General features: G+C 47.0%; 18 protein-coding genes. 2 read left to right on the plus strand and 16 right to left on the minus strand.

Features of this window, described 5'->3' with window-relative positions:
- Window positions 1–22: 22 nt before the first annotated feature.
- From ftsA to mraZ, 14 genes are all read right to left on the minus strand, one after another.
- The gene (gene ftsA, locus KIH87_RS15470; RefSeq protein ID WP_232358753.1) at window positions 23–1,252 is read right to left on the minus strand and encodes a cell division protein FtsA; all 1,230 of its coding nucleotides are present in this window, start codon (window positions 1,250–1,252) and stop codon (window positions 23–25) included.
- 69 nt (window positions 1,253–1,321) lie between these two features.
- Window positions 1,322–2,065 carry a cell division protein FtsQ/DivIB gene (locus tag KIH87_RS15475; protein WP_232358754.1) on the minus strand — a complete coding sequence of 248 codons (744 nt, stop codon included), beginning with the start codon at window positions 2,063–2,065 and terminating at the stop codon, window positions 1,322–1,324.
- On the minus strand, window positions 2,066–3,010 hold the full coding sequence (locus KIH87_RS15480; protein ID WP_232358755.1) for a D-alanine--D-alanine ligase: 945 nt from the start codon (window positions 3,008–3,010) through the stop codon (window positions 2,066–2,068). It abuts the gene before it with no gap.
- Entirely contained in the window at window positions 3,010–4,479 is a 1,470-nt protein-coding gene (murC, locus tag KIH87_RS15485; protein ID WP_408635761.1) for a UDP-N-acetylmuramate--L-alanine ligase, read from the minus strand. Before murC ends, KIH87_RS15480 begins: the two co-directional genes overlap by 1 nt.
- On the minus strand, window positions 4,476–5,606 hold the full coding sequence (murG, locus tag KIH87_RS15490) for an undecaprenyldiphospho-muramoylpentapeptide beta-N-acetylglucosaminyltransferase (RefSeq protein WP_232358756.1): 1,131 nt from the start codon (window positions 5,604–5,606) through the stop codon (window positions 4,476–4,478). The genes murC and murG overlap by 4 nt, the downstream gene beginning before the upstream one ends.
- Complete coding sequence (gene ftsW / locus KIH87_RS15495; RefSeq protein WP_232361507.1) at window positions 5,603–7,099, minus strand: cell division protein FtsW; 1,497 nt, start codon at window positions 7,097–7,099, stop codon at window positions 5,603–5,605. The genes murG and ftsW overlap by 4 nt, the downstream gene beginning before the upstream one ends.
- Window positions 7,100–7,140: 41 nt before the next feature.
- Window positions 7,141–8,496 (minus strand): UDP-N-acetylmuramoyl-L-alanine--D-glutamate ligase, encoded by a 1,356-nt coding sequence (murD, locus tag KIH87_RS15500; protein WP_232358757.1) that lies wholly within the window; start codon window positions 8,494–8,496, stop codon window positions 7,141–7,143.
- A 32-nt stretch (window positions 8,497–8,528) separates the two neighbouring features.
- Window positions 8,529–9,614 (minus strand): phospho-N-acetylmuramoyl-pentapeptide-transferase, encoded by a 1,086-nt coding sequence (gene mraY, locus KIH87_RS15505; protein ID WP_232358758.1) that lies wholly within the window; start codon window positions 9,612–9,614, stop codon window positions 8,529–8,531.
- Window positions 9,608–11,005 carry a UDP-N-acetylmuramoyl-tripeptide--D-alanyl-D-alanine ligase gene (locus tag KIH87_RS15510; protein ID WP_232358759.1) on the minus strand — a complete coding sequence of 466 codons (1,398 nt, stop codon included), beginning with the start codon at window positions 11,003–11,005 and terminating at the stop codon, window positions 9,608–9,610. Before KIH87_RS15510 ends, mraY begins: the two co-directional genes overlap by 7 nt.
- Entirely contained in the window at window positions 11,002–12,540 is a 1,539-nt protein-coding gene (locus KIH87_RS15515; protein WP_232358760.1) for a UDP-N-acetylmuramoyl-L-alanyl-D-glutamate--2,6-diaminopimelate ligase, read from the minus strand. Before KIH87_RS15515 ends, KIH87_RS15510 begins: the two co-directional genes overlap by 4 nt.
- The gene (locus KIH87_RS15520) at window positions 12,530–14,329 is read right to left on the minus strand and encodes a peptidoglycan D,D-transpeptidase FtsI family protein (RefSeq protein WP_232358761.1); all 1,800 of its coding nucleotides are present in this window, start codon (window positions 14,327–14,329) and stop codon (window positions 12,530–12,532) included. The genes KIH87_RS15515 and KIH87_RS15520 overlap by 11 nt, the downstream gene beginning before the upstream one ends.
- Window positions 14,329–14,652 carry a cell division protein FtsL gene (gene ftsL / locus KIH87_RS15525; protein ID WP_232358762.1) on the minus strand — a complete coding sequence of 108 codons (324 nt, stop codon included), beginning with the start codon at window positions 14,650–14,652 and terminating at the stop codon, window positions 14,329–14,331. Before ftsL ends, KIH87_RS15520 begins: the two co-directional genes overlap by 1 nt.
- Window positions 14,649–15,587, minus strand: coding sequence for a 16S rRNA (cytosine(1402)-N(4))-methyltransferase RsmH (rsmH, locus tag KIH87_RS15530; protein ID WP_232358763.1), 939 nt, complete (start codon window positions 15,585–15,587; stop codon window positions 14,649–14,651). The genes ftsL and rsmH overlap by 4 nt, the downstream gene beginning before the upstream one ends.
- Entirely contained in the window at window positions 15,584–16,042 is a 459-nt protein-coding gene (gene mraZ, locus KIH87_RS15535) for a division/cell wall cluster transcriptional repressor MraZ (protein WP_232358764.1), read from the minus strand. The genes rsmH and mraZ overlap by 4 nt, the downstream gene beginning before the upstream one ends.
- A 434-nt stretch (window positions 16,043–16,476) precedes the next feature.
- On the opposite strand from mraZ, the gene glpK reads away from it, so the two are divergent.
- Window positions 16,477–17,964, plus strand: a complete 1,488-nt coding sequence (gene glpK / locus KIH87_RS15540) for a glycerol kinase GlpK (RefSeq protein WP_232358765.1) — start codon at window positions 16,477–16,479, stop codon at window positions 17,962–17,964.
- 135 nt (window positions 17,965–18,099) lie between these two features.
- Window positions 18,100–19,059: a hypothetical protein gene (locus tag KIH87_RS15545; RefSeq protein WP_232358766.1), complete on the plus strand. Its 960-nt coding sequence runs from the start codon at window positions 18,100–18,102 to the stop codon at window positions 19,057–19,059.
- A 17-nt stretch (window positions 19,060–19,076) separates the two neighbouring features.
- On the opposite strand, the gene KIH87_RS15550 is transcribed toward KIH87_RS15545, so the two are convergent.
- The gene (locus KIH87_RS15550; protein ID WP_232358767.1) at window positions 19,077–20,006 is read right to left on the minus strand and encodes a diguanylate cyclase domain-containing protein; all 930 of its coding nucleotides are present in this window, start codon (window positions 20,004–20,006) and stop codon (window positions 19,077–19,079) included.
- A gap of 55 nt (window positions 20,007–20,061) precedes the next feature.
- Window positions 20,062–21,459 (minus strand): PhoH family protein, encoded by a 1,398-nt coding sequence (locus KIH87_RS15555; RefSeq protein ID WP_232358768.1) that lies wholly within the window; start codon window positions 21,457–21,459, stop codon window positions 20,062–20,064.
- Window positions 21,460–21,967 lie beyond the last annotated feature (508 nt).

Genomic DNA, 21,967 nt, shown 5'->3' on the forward strand with positions numbered 1-21,967 from the left:
GTGACTGAAAGCAGTCCCCACACTAAAATTCCCCTTTAAACCAGCTTTGCAAGCGTTGCCAAACGCTTTCGCCAGCTTTGTTTTTATTGGTATTCTTTGCCTGCGCCATCTCATTACCATAATGTAATAAGCCAACCGCAGTGGAAAAGGCTGGATCTTCAACATATTCAGACAACCCTTTCACCTTTGTCGCTCGTCCTACGCGAACCGGCATTTGGAAAAATTCCTCAGCAAACTCAACCGCCCCTTCCATCTTGGAAGAACCGCCAGTTAGCACAAGACCCGCAGCAATCTGCTCACCCAGGCCACTGTTACGAATTTCTCTATGTACCAGTTCAAACAACTCCTGATATCTGGGCTCAATCACTTCTGCCAATGTATGTCTCGACAATGAACGAGAAGGTCGCCCGCCTACGCTTGGCACTTCAATGTTTTCTTCCATGCTAACCATGTCTCTCAGCGCACAGGCGTAGTTAATCTTTATCTCTTCCGCATGGCTAATCGGCGTGCGGAATATCTTGGCAATGTCGCTGGTAATCTGATTACCAGCCACCGGAATCACTGCCGTATGGCGAATTGCGCCGTCGGTATACAACACCATATCAATAGTGCCGCCACCAATATCAACAACACAAACACCTAATTCTTTTTCATCATCCGTTAGTACCGCGTAACTGGATGCCAGCGCAGAAAATATCATATGATCCGCTGTCAGCTCGCAACGTTCAATACATTTCACTAAATTCTTTGCCATATCATCCGCACAAGTAATGATATGTGCCTCAGCTTCCATTCTGACTCCCGACATGCCAATCGGATTTTTAATGCCTTCCTGCACATCTATCGTATATTCCTGCGGTAACACATGCAGTAAACGACGTTCTGCCGCAATTGGCACTGAACGCGCAGCGTGGATAACATTATCCACATCGTCTTGTGTCACTTCCTTATTATTAATAGGCACCATGCCACTTTCGTTCTGGCATTGTACATGGCGTCCGGAAATAGACATGAACACAGATGAAACGCGGCAATCAGCCATTAATTCCAATTCTTCAACAGCGCGCTTAACCGACTGAACCACCAGATTCAAATCATTTACACCACCTTTATCCATACCTCGAGCTGCATGTGTGCCAACACCCACGATGCTGATGTCACCATCTTCCAGCAACTCACCAACAACGGCCTTTACCTGACTGGTGCCGATGTCGAGTCCAACGATTAAATTTCTGTCTATGACTTTTGACACGCTTTATTTTGCCTATCTCGTTATCTGCTCATTCATTCCCGGAATTTCCGGAACCTTTATCTATTCAACTTATGACGTTTTTTTGCCTGGCTCTTTCCAGCCAACCGCTAATCCGGTGTCATACCGCAAATCCACATAGTTAACGGCTTTATCCTCTTTCAACAGCAGTGGATAAATATCAATAAACCGCTGTAACCGTCCCATGAACTCGGTACGCCCCAAATTCAAATCTATATCGTTGTGCAAACGTAGCTGCCAGGCAAAACGCTCACTCAACGAAAGCTCCACAATACGCAAACCCGTGGTTTGCAATAATTCCTGCATGGAGCGATATCCTTCCAATGCTGCCTTTTCACTTCCACCCGGCCCTAACAACATGGGCAGGTCGGATAATGCTTCTGGCACTTGTGCCTGAAAGCTGCCACCGTACTGATTCAGCAACATATCGTCGTGCCATCTGGCAACCGCTGTTTGCTCAACCACGTACACGCGCAATGTATCTGGCCATTCCTTACGCACTGAGCTTTTATAAACCCAAGGCAACGCTTCAATATCATCGTGAACCTTGTCCACGTCCAAATCAAAGAAGCTTCCGGTTTGCCCTCGTTTCACTACGGCTCGAATATCTTCGTCCTTAAGATAAGTGCGCTCGCCCGCAATCAATATTTGTCGCAAAGGCACACGCTGTTCATCTTCCAGCCATTGCATCAGGCCATGCCACAGGTATATCAACCCCAGCATCACCAATGTAAAAAACACCAACCCCGTCCACAGTTTTATGTTGCGCAACGGACTGGTATGTTCAGAACTCACCTACGCTCCAGTACGAAAGCTCGTTTCTAAAATCGTCAGGCATAATTCTTTAAAATTTAACCCGGACTGTTTAGCCGCCATAGGTACTAAACTCTTTTCAGTCATTCCCGGTACAGTGTTGGCTTCCAAAATAAACATCTCGCCTTGTTGCGACTGCATAAAGTCAACGCGCCCCCAACCTGAGGCTCCCAAAGCTTTATACGCTTTAACCGCTAATTCTCCGAGCTTTTTCTCGGCTTCTGCTGGAAGGCCGCCCGGACAATGGTATTCGGTCTTATTCGACTCGTACTTAGCGGTGTAATCGTAAAAGACTCTTGGTGTCGTCATGCTGATCGAAGGCAACGCCTTATCTGCCAATATCGAAACCGTGAACTCCTTACCATTAACAAAGCGCTCTACCAAAACATTGCTGTCGTATTTAAAGGCTTCCTGTAAGGCGTGTTCAAAATCTTCAACACTGCTGACTTTTGCCATGCCAATGCTGGAACCTTCCAATGAAGGTTTCACCATAACAGTACCGCCTAGCTCTTCTAGCACAGCCGCCAAATCGACCGATTCATGTTGACGAATAACTCTATAATCTGCGGTTGGTAAACCCGTAGCCTGAAAAATCTGTTTACTGCGGATCTTGTCCATGCTCAGTGCAGAACCTAATACTCCGCTACCAGTATACGGGATCTTCATGCAATCCAACGCGCCTTGCAAAGTTCCATCTTCACCACCACGACCATGCAAAATAATAAAAACACGATCAAATTTATCTGTGACCAACTCAGTAATGGGGCGCTCTCTGGGATCAAAACGATGCACATCCAGACCAGCTCCCTGCAATGCAGCCAACACCGCACTACCTGAACGCAGGGAAACCTCTCTTTCAGCAGAATCACCGCCCATTAACACAGCGACTTTTCCAAACTCTTTTACATTACGAGTAGTGGCTACCATTATTTATTTACTCCTGCATTACCTGAACGCAGCTTGTTCTGCTGAAATTTACTTTCTTCCAATCGCTTGGCGACCTGACTGATATTGCCCGCGCCTTGAGTCAAAATCACATCCTGATCTTTGATAATGTCGGCAAGCACTTTTGGCAATTCATCTGTGCTGGCTACATATACGGGCTCAATCTGTCCACGCTGACGAATGGAACGGCATAGCGATTTACTGTCTGCACCTTCAATCGGCTCTTCGCCGGCAGGATATACATCCAGCAACAGCAATACATCAACCTGAGACAACACGCGAACAAAGTCTTCGTACAAGTCACGAGTCCGGCTGTACCGATGCGGCTGATATGCCATAACCAAACGTCGCTCAGGCCAGTTATTGCGCGCCGCTTCTATCGTTACCGCCACTTCTGTTGGGTGATGCCCATAATCATCAACCAGGGTCACGGTTCCCGTTTCACAACTAAAATCGCCCAGCATTTCAAAGCGTCTACCTATTCCCGAGAATGTCGCTAACGCCATTTGAATATCTTCGTCGGAAATACCTTCCTCAGTGGCAACCGCAATCGCCGCCAAGGCATTTAATACATTATGTTTACCCGGCAAGTTGACCGTAATAGGTACGTCTTGCCTGTCTTTGCGTTGCAACATAAACGAGCTCTGGTTGTAACCAGACACCAAATCCACCGCCCGAACATCAGCATCTTCATGCAAGCCGTATGTTACATATTGTCGGCCTAACCCCGGAGCCAATTCGCGAATCACGGGATCATCGACGCACAGCACAGCCAAACCGTAAAAAGGCAAGTTATGCAAGAACTCAACGTACGTGTCTTGCATCTTCTGAAAATCCCCGCCATAGGTGTCCATATGATCGGCTTCGATGTTAGTCACCACCGACACCATAGGCTGCAAGTGAATAAATGACGCGTCACTTTCGTCTGCCTCGGCAATAAAATAACGGCTGCTGCCTAACTTGGCGTTGCTACCCAAACTGTTTAACTTGCCACCAATCACGAAAGTGGGATCCAATCCAGCCTGCCCAAACAAAGTAGCAAGCAAGCTGGTTGTGGTGGTCTTACCATGAGTTCCGGCCACCGCAATGCCATGACGAAAACGCATCAATTCAGCCAGCATCTCGGCTCGGCGAATTACCGGAATACGCGCTTCATTCGCTGCCATCACTTCCGGGTTATTCGGGTCGATAGCGCTAGACACAACCACCACGCTGGCTGTCGCCACGTTCGCTTTGCTGTGCTCAAAAAAGATTGTTGCACCCAAGGACTGTAAATGCCTTGTCATTTGGCTAACTTGCTTGTCGGAACCAGAAACCTGATAGCCCTCGTTCAACAACACTTCTGCGATGCCTCCCATGCCAACGCCGCCGATACCAATAAAATGGATCTGCTTGATTCTGCGCATTTCTGGCACTGCATATGCCGTTGATACCGTTGGAGTCATGCTCATGCCGCCACTCCGGTGACATTCAGGCTGACTTGCGCGCAGATTTGAGCGACTTGTTGGGTTGCATCATGTTTTGCCAATGACCTAGCCTTACTTCCTATGGTTACTACTTTTTCAGGGTCGCTTAACAACGTTCTTAACATGCCAGTTAAGCCACCGGATACTAATTCTGTTTGCGGCAATAATAGCGCCGCCTCTTTGTCCACCAACGACCTTGCATTCAAGGTTTGATGATCATCGACCGCATGAGGCAACGGCACAAATATGGCGCAACGCCCCGATGCAGCAACCTCTGCAACAGTTAACGCACCAGCACGACAAATAATGATATCTGCCCAGCTATAAGCGCTAACCATGTCATCAATAAACTCCGTCACATCCCACTGGCATTGAGCACTATCTGCTTCACCTGCCTCACCTAACTTAGTGCGATAAGCAGTCGTTACCGCTTCAACATGGCCTTTGCCACATTGATGCTGAACAACAAGTTTGGTGTTGGACTCTTGCATTAGCGCTTTAAGCGCATTCAAGGCTTTGGGCACCTGCTCGTTTAAGCATTGCGCGCCAAGACTGCCGCCAACAACCAACAAATTATAATCATTCCCATGAACAGCCTTTTCCGGAACGGCATTAAATTCATTGCGCACCGGATTGCCGACCCATTTTGCTTTGGGATTACCCTGAAAACTTTGATCAAACCCAACTAATAAGCGCTTGGCGACATGACTCAATAGTCGATTGGTCATGCCGGGAACCGCGTTTTGTTCATGAATAACCACTGGCACGCCCATCAACCAGGCAGCAATACCGCCAGGGCCACTGGCAAACCCGCCCATTCCCAACACCACGCTTGGTTTGAATTTGCGGATCACCTGAATGGCTTGCCAAATCGCTTTAATAATCAAAAATGGCGCCGCTAATAAGCGCATCACACCATTACCGCGAACCCCTGACACATCAATAAAACTGATGTCAAAGCCGGCTTTTGGCACTAACTGAGCCTCCATTCTGGCAGGTGTACCCAACCAATGGATTTGCCAGCCCTGCGCCTGCAATTCTCTGGCAACAGCGATACCGGGGAATATATGCCCACCAGTACCACCAGCCATGACCAGTAAACGCTTACTCATGAACGCCCCCGGCGATAATCAATATCAGCATCAAAAGGAGGTTCATCGTCTCCAATAAGCTCTTGATCATAGTCAGCGTTTACATCATCCATAAAATCATCCAGCTCATCGGTATCCAGCACTTTTCTGGATACTGTTTCAGAATCAGACTCTGATTCTTGCTTGGAACGTCGGCTAAAAAGACTTTTCCACTTACTGGTTTTCGTTTCTTCCTGAGAGTCGCTAATCTCTGCTGAGACAGCTTCTTGGGATTTAGATTCAGATTTAGAGTGAGCTGCGCGCTTTTTATCACTTTTACTCATGGCTTGCACGCCCATGACGCGTAACTCAAAATCAATCCGCACCAGTATCGACACGGCAATACACATAATGATCAAACTGGAACCGCCAGAACTCACCAAAGGTAAGGTCAAGCCCTTGGTGGGCAGCACGCCAGAACTAGCTCCAACATTCACAGCGGTTTGAAAAGCAATCCAAACCCCAATGGCATAAGCCAGATAAGCTTCAAAAGCCAAGTTCTTTTGTAACGCACGGTTGCCAATAACCAGCGCTTTCACCACGATAAAAAAGAGCAATCCGAGAATCGCAATCACCCCGGTGAAGCCCAGCTCTTCTGCAATAATAGCGACAATAAAGTCGGTATGCGCTTCGGGAAGAAACTCTAACTTTTGTAAGCTATTTCCCAAACCTTGACCAAACAGGTCTCCACGACCAAACGCCATTAACGACTGAGTAAGCTGATAACCAGTACCAAAAGGGTCAGCCCAGGGGTCTAAAAACGCGGTGACACGCTTCATGCGGTATTCTTCAAACACAATCAAGGCAACAACCGCCGAAATACCAGCAAACGCCAAGCCGAAGAACTGCCACAATTTCGCGCCAGCCAGAAATAACAAGCTCACGGTCGTGGCGAACATCACAATGACTGTGCCCAAATCAGGCTGTTTAAGTAATAACAATGCCAACACAAAGAAAACGATCAGCGGCTTAATAAAGCCTTTGATATTCTCCGTTACTTCACCATAACGACGAACCAGATAACCCGCCAGATAGCAGAAGAAAAACAGCTTTGCCGGCTCTGCGGCTTGTACCGTAAAGGGGCCAATCACAAGCCAGCGGGTACTACCATTAACGGTGCGCCCTACCACTAATACAGCTAACAACAATAAAATCGCTAATAACAAGAGCCAGCCATTGCTCGCTTTCCACCACGACATGGGGATCATCATAGTGATCATGCCGGCTGAGCAGGCGATTGCCATGTAAATGCCGTGGCGGATGGAAAAATGGAACGGATTGTTAAACATCCTCTCAGCGACGGGAATGGACGCAGATGTCACCATCACAAAGCCCAAACACAACAAGGCAAAGGCCACCAAAACCAACATAACGTCGTAGGCTTTATATTGCTTGCTCTTCTCATATCGCTGTTGAAACAACTGCTGCAATGAACCAGACACAGAAAAACTCGAACCCTGCGTCTCATGGCGCATGGGTCGAGTTGGATGCTGTGGATGCATTGCAGAACCTAACATCAGGACAGAGCCTCCACTGAATCAATGAAACATTGACCACGATGCTCATAGTTACGGAACATATCCAAACTGGCACAGGCAGGAGACAACAATACCGCATCACCTTCGTTAGCCACTTTAGCCGCTTCGGCTACCGCAGTCGGCAAATCAGCCACAAGCTTGGCATCAGCCTTAAGCTGTTTCAGAAGAAGAGCGTCTTTGCCGTACAGGAATAAGTGATCGACCTGTTGCTCAAAGGTTTCTCTTAACGGAGACAAGTCCGCCTGTTTGCTGTCACCACCGGCTAATAAAATAAGCTGCCCCAAAATAGTAGGGCGCAAACCATGAACTGCCGCTAGTGTCGCGCCTACATTGGTCGCCTTGGAATCGTTGATCCAATCAACGCCATATTTATTGCTGACTTTCTGGCAACGATGAGGTAACCCGGCAAATTGAGTCACCGCCTGAATAATGTCAGCATCACGAATGCCCAACGACTTGGCCATGGCAGCGGCAGCCTGAATGTTCATCAGGTTATGCACGCCTGCCAGCTTGATCTCACTCGCAGGTAAAAAGCGCTCGCCGTTATAGGTAATAGCAGACTTATCTTCCGTTAAACCCCAGCCACCTTCTTTATTTTCGGCTGAGAAATACTGAACAGATATACCAGAAACAATCAGGTCAGGGCTTGGCAGGGTATGAATGTCATCCAGATTACAAACCACCTGCTTTGCATTGTCATAAATACGCAGTTTCGCAGCGGCGTAATCATCGAAGTCCGAGTATCGATCCATGTGATCGTCGGTAATATTCAAGATACAGGCAACGTCTGCTTGCAAGCTGTCGGTACTTTCCAACTGAAAACTGGATAACTCTAAAATAAATACGTCTGCATCAGCATGGGTTTCCAGTAACTGCAATGCTGGCGTGCCGATATTGCCACCTAGCGCAGGTTTCAGCCCTGCCTGGGACACAATTTCTTGCAACAAGGACACAACCGTAGACTTACCGTTAGAACCCGTTACTGCCAATAATGATTTATTCGGCATCCATTCATTGAAGAACAAGGCGAACAGCTCGATGTCCCCCATCAAGATTTTGCCGTCTTGTGAAGCCTTGGCGATAGCGGGTGTACTCAAAGCAATACCTGGGCTGACAACCAACACATCAGCCTGCTGTAACATTGCCTCGTCTAACTTACCCAAGGTAACAGGTATCGGTAAATCAATGGATTCGAGCACTCTGGTATCCATCGCGCTTAGAGTTAGCCCCAGGCTTTTTTGGTGCTGTAATAAAAAACGCACGCACGACAAGCCGGTGATACCCAAGCCAATCACTGCGATGTTTTTATTTTTTAAACAGCTCACACTTCTCATCAATTCTCTTACCTTAGCTCTTATCTTAATTCTTATCTTAATTTAAGCGTCGCTAAACCAATCAGCACCAAGATGATAGAAATAATCCAAAAACGAACAATCACTCTAGGCTCTGGCCAACCTTTCAGTTCATAGTGGTGATGAATAGGCGCCATACGGAAAATACGCTGCCCGCGCAGCTTGAAAGACCCTACCTGTAAAATCACCGATAGCGCTTCCATTACAAATACACCGCCCATGATCACCAACACTAATTCCTGACGAACCAAAACAGCCAAGATGCCTAATGCACCGCCTAACGACAAGGAACCGACATCGCCCATAAACACTTGCGCCGGATAAGTGTTGAACCACAAAAAGCCTAACCCGGCACCCACAATGGCAGTACACACCACGGCCAATTCGCTGGTCAGGGGCAAATGTGGAATATTCAAATAAGCGGAAAAGTTCACGTTTCCGGTCACATAAGCAAAAATAGCAAAAGCCCCTGCAACCAGAATCGTTGGAACAATGGCCAAGCCGTCCAAACCGTCGGTCAGGTTCACCGCATTACTGGTTCCCACGACAACGAAGTAAACCACCACCACGAAAAACAGGCCAAGCTGTGGCATCACTTCTTTGAAGAAAGGAATAATCATCGCGGTTTCATTCGGATCCTGACTGGTCGCATACAGGTAAAACGCCACCACAATGGCAACGGTCGATTGCCAGAAGAACTTCCAGCGGGCAATTAAGCCTTTGGAATCTTTGCGGATCACTTTGCGATAGTCATCCACAAAGCCAATGATGCCGTAAGAAACAATAATGCCAATCGTCACCCATACGTACTTATTACTTAAATCAGCCCACAGTAAGGTGCTGATCAAAATAGCAGCCAAAATCAGTACACCACCCATCGTTGGAGTTCCAGACTTGGACAAATGCGATTTAGGCCCGTCATCACGCACGGTCTGACCAATTTGCATGGTTTGTAAATAGCGAATAACCCGAGGCCCCATCAAGATGGCAATCAATAACGCCGTTAACGTGCTCATAATGGCGCGCATCGTCAAATAGGAAAAGACGTTAAATCCAGGGTCGACGAATTGCTCTAACCACTGAGCAAGGAGGATTAACATGCCATCAGCCCCCTAAAGCGTTCCAACTTTCCCAACGGAGATTCCTCCAGGGCAGATACCACTCTTTCCATCCTGGCACTACGAGATCCTTTCACCAGAATACTGAGATCACACTTTTCATTGCGTAAATCTTCTGTCATCTGAGCCACTAACTCGTCAACATCAGTGAAATGCTTTCCACGCGCTTCCATCATGTCGCTACTGTGCTGGCTTAACACACCCAAGGTATACATGCGGTCAATACCACCTTGCTTTGCATATTCACCTACCTGTTCGTGGTAATAGCGAGCTTTTTCGCCCAATTCCGCCATATCACCCAATACCAGAATGCGACGTCCTGAGAAACTGCCAAGTAAATCAATGGCAGCATTAACAGAAGCCACGTTAGCATTGTAAGTGTCATCCAATAGGCGCACCTGGTTGGTCAATTGCTTCACATTCAAGCGACCGTGAATTTGCTGCATGTTTTGCAGCCCCATCTTCACATCTTCCAATGTTGCACCAACCGACATGGCTAATGCCGCAGCCACCAGCGCATTGTTCACGTTGTGCATACCCGGAATAGGTAAATCGACCCAAACCGAGCCTTGTGGTGTGCGCAAATCAAATTGGGCACACCCATTCATACCCAGCGTGACCTCATCGGGCATATAGTCAGCCATTTGCTCCATGGAAAAGGTTTCTTGAACTGCATGAGCAGACTTACCTTTCCAGAACTCATAAAACTGGCTATCTAAATTCAAGATTGCTTTGCCACCATCACGCAAACCTTTGAAGATTTCTCCCTTTGCTCGCGCAACCCCAAGCAAAGAGCCAAATCCTTCGAGATGCGATGCAGCAGCATTGACGATAGTAGAAACATCAGGGTTTACCAAGCCACAGGTATAGGCGATTTCGCCTCTGTGATTTGCGCCCATTTCGACAACAGCGAAATCGTGAGTTTTATCCAAACGCAATAGGGTCAGGGGAACACCGATGTCATTGTTAAAGTTGCCTTCGGTGGCCAACACGTTGCCGCGACAAGATAAAATGGATGCCACCATTTCTTTAACTGTGGTTTTACCGCAGCTTCCGGTAATGCCAACAGTACGAGGATTCACCTCTTCTTTCACCGCAGCACCTAATCTACCCAACGCTAGTTTGGTGTCGCTGACTTTAATTTGCGGAACGGGAACATCCACCCAATGATCCACAATCGCCGCCACCGCGCCTTTATCAATAGCCTGTTGAATAAATTCGTGACCATCGAAGTTCGGCCCGGTCAGGGCAATAAATAAATCACCGGCGACAATCTTGCGGGTATCCGTACTCACACTGGAAATTTCCAGATTCTCACCTTGCAGCGAACCATCAACTTTTCCAGCAATCCAATCTAGTGTTGTGGAAATCATCGCTCTTCCCCTTGTAAAAGTGTGTTCAGGTAATTGCGTTCGTCATAGGGCAATGTTTGCCCATTTATTATTTGGTAGGTTTCATGGCCCTTACCTGCCAGTAACACCAAGTCATCTGGTGTCGCTTTTCGCAAAGCTGTTTTAATCGCTTCTTTACGATCCGGCACAATCAAAATGTGCTCTGAGTCTGGCCTATCCATGCCCGACAAAATATCCTGGATAATATCCTGAGTATTTTCACTGCGGCTGTTATCGCTGGTCAGAATAATCGCATCTGCACCTTGCTCTGCCGCCTTACCCATTAATGGACGCTTGCCTTGATCCCGCTCTCCGCCACAACCAAACAAGCACCAAAGCTTGCCTTTCATGTGTATTTTCAACGAGGCCAGCACTTGTTCCAGTGCGTCAGGAGTATGGGCATAATCAACAACAAAAGTTGCACTGGGCTTACCGCTGCCAGTTAAGTGGTTTTTTTCAGAACGGAACAGCTCCATTCTACCGGGAACCGGCTGTATCTGCCCCAGGCATTTTTCCAGCTCGGATAGTTCTGCACCCAAACAGAGATACGCCGCCACTGCGCCAATCAGGTTGGCAACATTGAATTCACCCAATAATGAAGTAGTTACCGGCACCTCACCCCATGAGGTATGCAATATGAAACTAATTCCGCGATTGGAATACCGAACCTCTCTGGCGATACAGAACAAGCCTTGCTCAGGCGTTGCTATTTCTACGCCAAAGAAGACAGGTGTTACGCCTTCCGGCATCATGGCTAACCAGTTTTTATGCTCAGCATCACCGGCATTCAAAATCATATGTTTCAAGCCTGGCTGCTTTAACAACATACGTTTGGCTTTTGCGTACTCTTCCATATCACCGTGATAATCAAGGTGATCACGACTTAAATTGGTGAAAATAGCCACGTCGGTATGCAAATGCTTGATACGGCTTTGCACCATCGCGTGTGATGAGGCCTCAAAGGCGACGACGTCCGCACCTTCCGCGCTCAATTCCGCCAAAATGCGATGCATGGTCACGGCAACGGGCGTGGTATTAATGGTTTCTTGCAAATCACCCAAAAAGCCAGCACCTAACGTGCCGATGAGAGCCGCTTTCTTATGCAGCAACTGACCAAGCTGAGCGGCAAAATGCGCAGTCGAGGTTTTACCATTGGTTCCAGTAACAGCAATGGTCTTCATGCTCTGTGAAGGCTCACCATAAAAGGCTTCTGAGAGCTCTGACAAACGATGGAACAAATCATAGAACTTAATAATGATACTGTGCTCACGCATTTCAGTATCGCCATGCTCTGATTCATCTTCTGTTTCAGCAATGATCACTTTTGCCCCAAGGCTAACCGCTTGAGGAATAAACTCACGCCCATCCTGACGATGGCCGTTTACTGCCACAAAGGCTTTGTGAATACCCACTTCACGGCTATCAATGGCCAAATCGACAATGTCGATAGAAGGCGCTTCAATACCGAAAGGTTGTAATAGGGTTTTTAAATCCCTTGTTTGCCATTTAGGAGTCATGCTTTCCTCCCCTAAATTCCTGGCTTTCATAGGTTTCCTTGTTATGCGAGGCAATAGACGATACATCTCGACCATCTGGCGGTACATTCAACATTTGCAATGCCCCTGACATGACGCGAGAAAAGACAGGAGCGGCGGTATCACCGGAATAATACAAATCACCACTAGGCTCATTAATCATGATCACCACAGCCAACTGTGGGTCAGATACTGGTGCCAAGCCCGCAAAGATATTGACGTATTCTTCCCCATATCCACCCGCAACCGCTTTACGGCTGGTTCCGGTTTTACCGGCTACACGATACCCAGGCACTTTCGCTTTGGTGCCGGTTCCACCCGGTAAAACCACGTGTTCCATCATCTCAACAATGGCTTGCGCAGTGTTAGCGGATAACACACGCTCTTTTTCCACTTTGTGCCCGGATGATTTCACAATAGATAGCGGCAACTTGTAACCACCGTTCCCCAGAACCGAGTACATACGCGCCAACTGCAATGTCGTCACCGACAAGCCATAACCAAAAGACAAAGTGGCTAATTCAAAGTCAGACCAACGATGGCGATCATGGAAAATACCTGAGCTTTCGCCCAGCATGTTAGTGCCAGTGTCACCGACCAACCCCATGCTGTGATACAAATCGATAAAGTGCTCTTTAGGAATAGAGAGCGCCAGTTTAGACGTTCCCATATTGCTGGACTTCTTGATAATTTCGATGAGATCGACTTTGCCGTAGTTGTGAGAATCCTGAACGATACTGCCCCCCACTCGCATCCAGCCGGGATTAGTATCAATGATGGTTTGCTCGTTGGCACTGCCGAATTCCAAAGCGCCAATAACCGCTAACGGTTTTACCGATGAGCCCGGCTCAAAGGTGTCGGTAATGGCTCGGTTACGAATGCGATGTGCCGACACGTTATGACGATTATTAGGATTAAAAGAAGGGCTATTGACCAGCGCCAGCAACTCTCCGGTATGTACGTCTGCAACAACGGCGGAACCAGAGGTAGCCTTAAGATATTGTACAGCCTGCTTCAGCTCTCGATAAGCGAGTGCCTGAATGCGCTGGTCAATAGTTAACTGGATATCAAGCGGTTCCTTGCCTTTCTCTTGCGACAACAGTTCCACCTGTCGACCTTTCGCATCACGACGAATACGGCGCTTGTCTGGTGTACCGCTCAAATGCTCGTCGTAAACACGCTCAATACCTTCAATGCCGCGATCATCTACATCGGTAAATCCGATCAAATGTGCAGATACTTCCCCGGTAGGGTAATAACGGCGAGACTCATTTCTTAAATGCAATCCGGGAATTTTCAGCTGCTTAACATAGTTCGCCATGGCAGGTGAAACCTGACGTTGAACATAAACGAAACGACGTTTTGGATCTTCAACTTGAGCCGTCAGCTCTTCCAGAGACTGACCGAGCACTTCTGCCAACGCTTCCCAACGGCGAGTATCCGCTAGCGCATTATTTTCATGAATGATTTTGGGATCTGCCCAAATGGCTTTTACAGGCACACTCACCGCCAATTCCTGACCGTTACGATCCAGAATCAAGCCTCGGTGTACCAAACGCTCGCGAGTTCGGATAGTCCGGTTATCGCCCTGCTTGATTAACATGTCGGGCTCAACCACCTGGATATAGGCAGCTCGAACCGCCAAGCCAGTGAAAACCAGACTCACTGCCGCCAGAACAGTCAAAAAGCGCCACTGAACCAAACGTGGCGTTTGCGTGCCTTTAGCTTGCTTCAACGGTTTTGCCATTCTGTTAGCTGCTCGATTAGACATTACTTCACCCTCACCACAACTTCTTCATCGGGTGCTGGGCGATACATGCCAAGCTGCTTTTCAACGCGGGATTCAATGCGGTTGTGTTCAGTCAGAGCACTTTGCTCCAGAACCAGATTACGCCATTCCACATCCAGCAAATCGCGCTCCGCCATCAAGGTTTCCTTGGCGATTGAGAGCTGACGATTATGGTGTGTACCAAGAATTACGGAGATCGCACTTGCTACAACCATCAAAAACAACAAAACTCGCACGGGGTGGCGAGTCAAATCTGAGGCGATAATACCAACTAAATTAAAGTTGGTTTGAGTCTTGGGTGTCATAACTTTTCTGCCACCCGCAACACCGAGCTCCGAGCCCGAATATTGTCCTCGATTTCTTTAGCGGAAGGTTTAATCGCCTTGCCAATGGTTTTCAAAACTCTTGATGCGGCAATTTCAGATTCTAAAATAGGCATTCCATGAGGGACTTTCATGCCTTGGCTTTGTTCCCGCATAAAACGTTTAACAATACGATCCTCTAAAGAGTGGAAACTGATCACCGCCAAACGTCCGCCGCTTTTTAATGCCTCAGCAGCAGCTTTCAAGCCCGTTTCAATTTCGCCCAATTCATTGTTTACGTGAATACGAATCGCCTGAAAACTGCGTGTAGCCGGATGCTTATGCTTGTCTTTCACAGGCACAGCTTCATCAATTAATTTGGCAAGCTGCAATGTGGATACAATGGGATTCTCATCACGAGTCGTCACAATGGCATGAGCAATACGCTTGCCAAATTTCTCTTCACCATATTCTTTGATCACGCGAGTAATTTCGTCAGCCTCGGCATGAGCCAGCCAGTCAGCAGCGCTTTCACCTCTAGAGGTGTCCATGCGCATATCCAGCTTACCGTCACGAGAAAAACTAAAGCCTCGCTCGGCATCATCCAACTGAGGAGAAGACACGCCTAAATCCATCAAAACACCATCCACCTTGCCTTGTAACCCTTGTTCCTCAATCACATGGCCTAAGTGAGAGAAAGGCACATGAAAAATCGTAAAGCGAGGATCAGAAGCCAGCGCTTTGGCTGCTTCAATGGCTTGTGGATCACGATCCAATGCAATTAGGCGTCCCCTGTCAGAGAGAGCCTGCAAAATGTGGCGGGAATGACCACCACGACCAAAGGTAGCGTCAACATATACACCGTCTGCATTAATGTGTAATGCATCAATGGATTCCTGAAGTAGCACAGATGTGTGGGTAAAAGTGCCAGTGTTCATAGGGAGAAATCCTGGAGGTTCTCGGTGAGTTCAAAATTGGCGTTTTGTTCAGCTTCAATGTCAGCTTGAACCTGTTGATTCCATGCCTCGGTAGACCAGATCTCAAACTTGTTGAGTTGTCCGACTAACATGATGTCTTTGCCAAGATTCGCGTGTTGACGCAGTGGTGCAGAGAGTAGAAAACGACCATTTTTATCCATTTCACCTTCCATAGCATATCCAAGCAATAGTCTTTGTAGACGGCGTTCCGCCGGGTTCATGCTGGATAAACGACTAAGCTTTTGCTCAATCTCTTCCCATTCAGGGAGTGGGTAAAGCAGCAAACATGGCTGTTTGATATCAATTGTGCAAACGAGCTGTCCCTGACAATCGTCCAGCAAGAGCTGACGGTAGCGCGTTGGCACCGTTACTCGCCCTTTAGTGTCCAGACTGATTGCGTTAGCGCCGCGGAACATTCCCCTAGCCCAAAAGTTGTTTTTGTTATTTGAATCGACACAAAAGATGACTACTGTTCAAACAGATCCACTTTATGCCACTTTTACCCACAATTCACAGTTTAGGAACCACACCCTGCCCCTGTCAAGCTAAAAAAAGTATCTTCAGCGATTCGCCCAGGTTCTTTTCTCAGCAATAAAAGAAAAGTGCTTAAAAAGGAAAAACTTAAGGAAGAGTACGAAAAATCAGCCTTGACGATTTTTTCTCGTGTAAAAATGTGCTTTGATAGGAGAAATACTAAATTGGGTTAGATATAGCGCCGGATACGTTTCAATAGCCAGCGATAACATGTGTTCTTCTTAGTAGAAGAACTAGAGATAGAAAACAAGTCGCACCGTATCAATACGATATAAAAAACGAGCACAAGAACGACAAGAACAATAAGGCTACGAATATGAACAACTGCATTCTCGCCATTGACCAGGGCACAACCTCCAGTAGAGCCATCGTATTCGGTGAAGACAGCTCGATACTATTTACCGAGCAGCAAGAATTCCCACAGCATTATCCTGCCGATGGCTGGGTTGAGCACAACCCGGAAGATATCTGGCAAACCACCTTGAATGTCTGTAAAGCCGTAATCACCAAAGCACAAAAAACTGGCGCCAATATTGTTTCTATCGGTATCACCAATCAACGGGAAACCACAGTCGTATGGGACAGAGAAACTGGCAAGCCCATCTATAATGCCATCGTCTGGCAAGACAGACGCACCGCAAAGCTCTGTGATGAACTGAAACAAGCCGGGCATGGTAAAGATGTGAGTACACGCTCTGGGTTGTTGCTGGATCCATATTTCTCTGCCACCAAAATAAGCTGGATACTGGACAACGTCGCCGGCGCTCGTGAACAGGCAGAGCAAGGTAAGCTTGCCTTTGGCACCATAGACACCTTTTTAATCTGGCGCTTAACAGGCGGCAAAGTTCACGCCACCGACGTTACCAATGCCAGCCGCACCAACCTGTACAATATTCATGATTTAGCCTGGGATGAAACATTGCTGCAATTGTTCAATGTGCCCTCCTCTTTGTTGCCGCAAGTATTGGAATGTGCTGATGATTACGGCACTACCGACCCCAATGTATTAGGTGTACAGCTTCCCATTCAAGGCGTCGCGGGCGATCAACAAGCCGCTACCATCGGACAATGCGGTTTCCACAAAGGTGATATAAAGAGTACCTATGGCACGGGATGCTTTGTGTTACTGAACACTGGCGATGAAGTGCTGCAATCACAAAATCACCTGCTTTCAACTATTGCCTACCAAATAAATGGCACCGTTCATTATGCACTGGAAGGTTCTATTTTTATTGCCGGAGCTGCCGTGCAATGGTTACGTGATGGTATTAATGTCATTGAACACGCCAAACAAACCGAAGCGCTCGCCAAATCCCTCAGTTATGACCACGGTGTGTATATGGTGCCAGCTTTTGCTGGAATGGGAGCCCCTTATTGGGAACCAAACGCCAGAGGTGCGATATTCGGTCTAACTCGCGGAACGACGGAAGCGCATTTAAGCCGAGCCGCACTTGAGTCTGTGTGTTATCAAACCAGCGATCTATTACAAGCGATGGCAAAAGACGGTGTGCAAGCCGAGTCATTGAATGTAGACGGTGGCATGGTGGCGAATGACTGGGTATGCCAGTTTCTGGCCGATGTGTTGGATAAACCGGTGAACCGCCCGAAAGTCATGGAAACCACGGCATTAGGTGCGGCGTATTTGGCAGGATTAAAAGCAGGAATTTACGCTTCGACCAACGACCTGTTGCAACATCGTAAACTCGACAAACACTTTAGTCCGAACATGCCATCGTCACAGCGAGATGAATTACTACAAGGTTGGCAATCAGCAATACAAGCAACTTTGACGTTTAAGCATTAAAATACAAGTACATGTACATTAAAAACGAGGCTGAAATTGTAAAATTCAGCCCTTTTGAATCACTGCCGATATACTGATGCAAAGGAAGACTGGATCCATAGCGGAAAAAACGATTTAAGAAAAAGATGATACCGAATGCCTAAGATAGTCCTATTCACAGCACTACTATTGCTTAACCTGTCAGCGTTCAGCTTGCCTGTTTTTGCCCAGCAGAAGCAATTTAATCGCAGTGAAACCGACACAAGCATAAGCTTCGACTATATGTGGCAGGATTCATCGGAAGTTGCCCACACACTTCATTTTACTTTTGAAAAGGCCAAGCTACAGGAACAGTTCCGTCATACCAAGGCCTATCGCAAAGAAATCGCGTTGCGTTATGTGTATATTGCCTTGCAAAAAGAAGTACAGAAAATCAGCCCAAAGGACGCTAAAATTCAAATTCGCAAGCTGCCTCAGGAAATACAAATTCAGGTAAAAGCTACTTCTGGAGAAAAACAAAAAGAATGGCTCGACGCCATGCTACAAGCGAAAGAAGAAGCTTTCGATAATTACCTAAACGAAAACCACTATAATCGCTACAAAAGCCCAACAGGGGAAGAAGGGGTAAAACCGGATCACACCCGCTTTATTAAAGAAAATATTGAGTTATTGCTCCCGGTAGCCCAAGCGATTTACGACAAACTACTGGAAGACAGCTCTACTCGCGCTTACGTCAACCTGTTACTCAGCTGGATCCAGAGCATTCCCTACAATCCTCTGGAAGACAGGCTTACATCCAATGGTTCTGGCTATCTTCCACCTTCGGATGTGATTAACAGCAACCTGGGCGATTGCGATAGTAAAGCCGTACTCACTGCCGCCTTACTGCGTTCCTTACTTCCCAAACTCAGCATGGTCGTCATATATCTACCCAATCACGCTATGCTTGGGGCGAGCCTTCCACACAGAGAAGATGAGCTAACGGTGAATATCAATGGTATGGATTATTTGCTGTTGGAACCCACTGGGCCAGCACTATTAAAAGCGGGAGAGATTGCTGAGTCGAGCCGTTACTTTCTCGACAGTGGCATGTTTACCCATGAGAAAGTGCCTTGAGACAACAAAAAGCGCCTTTATTCAGCTAAAATCTCACCGTTGGAATTACTCACTCTATTCTTCCCCGCTTTTTTAGAGCGATACAGGTTTTTATCCGCTTCTTGCAATAAATCAATTCGCTTGGAATCCTTTTGCGGGTAAATACTCGCCACCCCACCACTAACAGTCACGATACTATCAACCGATGAATATTCGTGAGGCAATGCTATTTTCATTACGGCTTTTCGAACCCGGTCGGCTAAATCCAGAGCCTTCTTTTCGGGGCAATTAGGCCACACAAAGACAAACTCTTCGCCGCCATATCGAGCCACGAAATCCCCAGCTCTTCGCGCTTGAGAAGACAAGGCAACAGCCACTCGCGCCAAGCAATCATCTCCAGCAACATGACCGTAATTATCGTTGTAAGGTTTAAAGGAATCGATATCAAACATACCGATTGAAATGGGGTACTGATTACGAATAGCTCTGCGCCACTCTTGTTCAAAGGTATCATCAAAGTAGCGTCGGTTTGGGATCTTGGTTAAACCATCAATATTAACCATTTGCTCCAGCAAATCGGTCTTCAACTTGAGCAAAACCTGATTTCTCACCCGCGCTTTCACCAACGCCATATTATAAGGTTTGGTCACATAGTCAGCCGCGCCCATATTCAGGCCACGAACCTCGTCATCTGGTGAACATTTACTGGTAGAAAAGATGATGGGAATGTCTTTTGTTGCAGGGTTCGTCCTTAATTCATGACACACTTCGTAGCCATTCATATCGGGCATGAGTATATCCAGCAAAATGGTATCGGGAAGCTCATGCTCCGCCAATTCCAAAGCCTCTGCCCCGGAACTGGCGGTTAGAATGTCGAATTCATCCTGAAGTGTATGTATTAACATGTCCTTATTAATAGATTCATCGTCAACAATTAATACCGTTGGTCGATTTAACTGACTTCCCACACAACTACCTTATTTACTCTATTTAGATGAACCCAGAATAAGAACATGCTTTGTTTTACAGATTTTCCTCGGCAAACTCGGCTAATCTGCTTCGTACCACGCCATCCAGGTTAATATTCGCACTGCCGGAGAAGTTCTTAAACTTCTCAACCAAATAGGTCAAACCGGAAGTGACTGGAGACAAATAGTTACTATCAATTTGCGCTAAGTTACCGCCACATATAAGTTTAGTACCTTCTCCACAACGAGTAATAATAGTTTTTAATTGTGATGCTGTCAGATTTTGAGATTCGTCCAGAATGACAATTGCATTCTGAATACTACGACCACGCATGAAGTTCACCGACTTAAACTGAATATTGGCCTTCTCCATAATATAGCTCATGGAACCAGTCACATTCTCGTCGTTCTTATGCAACACTTCCAAAGAGTCGGTAATTGCCGCCAACCAGGGCGCCATTTTCTCTTCTTCAGTTCCCGGCAAGAAACCAATAGACTCAGCAATTTCCGGCGTGCTTCTGGTGACGATGATCTTGTCGTACATATTTTTCTCGACCACCATTTCCAAAGCCGCAGCCAACGCCAGCAAGGTTTTACCGCTACCAGCCGGGCCGGTCAAAATCACCAGATCAATCTGAGGGTCGAGCAAGGCATGTAGCGCCATGGCCTGGCCTATGTTTTTCGGGCTAATGCCCCAAGCGCTACGCCCCATCAAACGTTCGTAGCCCATGTCGAGAAGCTCAATGTTTTTCTCGTCCATGTATTCCACGATCGCGGCAAAATTCTCCGATTGATCCAGAATGAACTCGTTTATGTAGGCCTCTGGCAACACATCACGGCTGATTGTGTGAATGGTATCGCGGCCTTCAGAACGGCTCTCGACCGATTTTACGCTATCCCAGAAATTGCCTTCAAAACGGTAATAGCCTTTGAACAGGAATTGAATATCGCTGATCAGCTGATCGGTTCGATAATCCTCTACCAAGGCCATGCCTGCGCCTTTTGCTTTCAGGCGCATGTTGATGTCTTTGGTCACTAACACCACTTGTCGAGGCGCTTTGACTTTCTGCAAGTACAACGCCGCGCTAATGATGTTGTTGTCGTTCTCGTTCTTGGTGAACACCTTTTGCTCATCGGTCATCGTATGATCAGCAAATATCGACAAACGGCCGGTTGGCGCTGACTCACCAGCGGTTGTGCCAGCTAAACTAACACCATCAACCATTTGTTCTGGCGTTGCATCACGCAGAACATCTTCCATTGCACGTATCGACACTCGAGCATCGCGGGCAACATCTTTTTTACTGTCTTTAATGTAATCCAGCTCTTCCAATACGGTCATTGGAATAACAACGTCATGCTCCTTGAAAGATAAAAAAGCGAGAGGTTCGTGAAGAAGAATATTGGTATCGAGTACGTATAGTTTGGTTTGAGAGGCAGGTTCTTTTGGCATTCGCTTCTCCGAGTCGATTTGTGGTATCTGGCTTTCGCGAGCCCGAAATACAGAAGCTCACGTTTACCAACCCGAGCTTGTCAGGCAAGCTCTACTTACAAGTTATAGCCAACTTTATGCTTCCCACAATAAAACACTTTTATCTGACATTCACCTACTTTATTTGCCAGATTGCGTTTCATTTAATCAATCAACCTATTGAAGTTGATCCAGCTCACGCAAGTGCAGTGAAAAAATATGAATTACTGCTTTGTGAGAATGGGATCAGAAACGATTCTCCGGTAGAATTCACGCTTTTCCCGAAAACTCGGCGCTACATACCTGTACCAAACTATCTGTCATCCGTAGAGAATTAGGAGCAAACCCTCAGCCCTGCTTTTCACTTGATGAATCGACGAAGCGGCTGTGGAGCCTACATGGAAGTATCCACGGCGAGTTTGCGATAAATCTCTACGGATGACTGACAATTAAACACAGCTATTTAGTTACTATAGTATTAGCGCATTAA

Source organism: Paraneptunicella aestuarii, assembly GCF_019900845.1.
Taxonomy (GTDB): Bacteria; Pseudomonadota; Gammaproteobacteria; order Enterobacterales; family Alteromonadaceae; genus Paraneptunicella; species Paraneptunicella aestuarii.

Coding starts and splice junctions, on each gene's coding strand:
- KIH87_RS15515 (WP_232358760.1), bottom strand. CDS start 12,540: ATGACTCCTAAATGGCAAACAAGGGATTTAAAAACCCTATTACAACCT.
- rsmH (WP_232358763.1), bottom strand. CDS start 15,587: ATGAACACTGGCACTTTTACCCACACATCTGTGCTACTTCAGGAATCC.
- KIH87_RS15510 (WP_232358759.1), bottom strand. CDS start 11,005: ATGATTTCCACAACACTAGATTGGATTGCTGGAAAAGTTGATGGTTCG.
- KIH87_RS15480 (WP_232358755.1), bottom strand. CDS start 3,010: ATGGTAGCCACTACTCGTAATGTAAAAGAGTTTGGAAAAGTCGCTGTG.
- mraZ (WP_232358764.1), bottom strand. CDS start 16,042: ATGTTCCGCGGCGCTAACGCAATCAGTCTGGACACTAAAGGGCGAGTA.
- murC (WP_408635761.1), bottom strand. CDS start 4,479: ATGAGCATGACTCCAACGGTATCAACGGCATATGCAGTGCCAGAAATG.
- murG (WP_232358756.1), bottom strand. CDS start 5,606: ATGAGTAAGCGTTTACTGGTCATGGCTGGTGGTACTGGTGGGCATATA.
- mraY (WP_232358758.1), bottom strand. CDS start 9,614: ATGTTAATCCTCCTTGCTCAGTGGTTAGAGCAATTCGTCGACCCTGGA.
- ftsW (WP_232361507.1), bottom strand. CDS start 7,099: ATGCGCCATGAGACGCAGGGTTCGAGTTTTTCTGTGTCTGGTTCATTG.
- KIH87_RS15555 (WP_232358768.1), bottom strand. CDS start 21,459: ATGCCAAAAGAACCTGCCTCTCAAACCAAACTATACGTACTCGATACC.
- KIH87_RS15520 (WP_232358761.1), bottom strand. CDS start 14,329: ATGTCTAATCGAGCAGCTAACAGAATGGCAAAACCGTTGAAGCAAGCT.
- ftsL (WP_232358762.1), bottom strand. CDS start 14,652: ATGACACCCAAGACTCAAACCAACTTTAATTTAGTTGGTATTATCGCC.
- KIH87_RS15545 (WP_232358766.1), top strand. CDS start 18,100: ATGCCTAAGATAGTCCTATTCACAGCACTACTATTGCTTAACCTGTCA.
- glpK (WP_232358765.1), top strand. CDS start 16,477: ATGAACAACTGCATTCTCGCCATTGACCAGGGCACAACCTCCAGTAGA.
- murD (WP_232358757.1), bottom strand. CDS start 8,496: ATGAGAAGTGTGAGCTGTTTAAAAAATAAAAACATCGCAGTGATTGGC.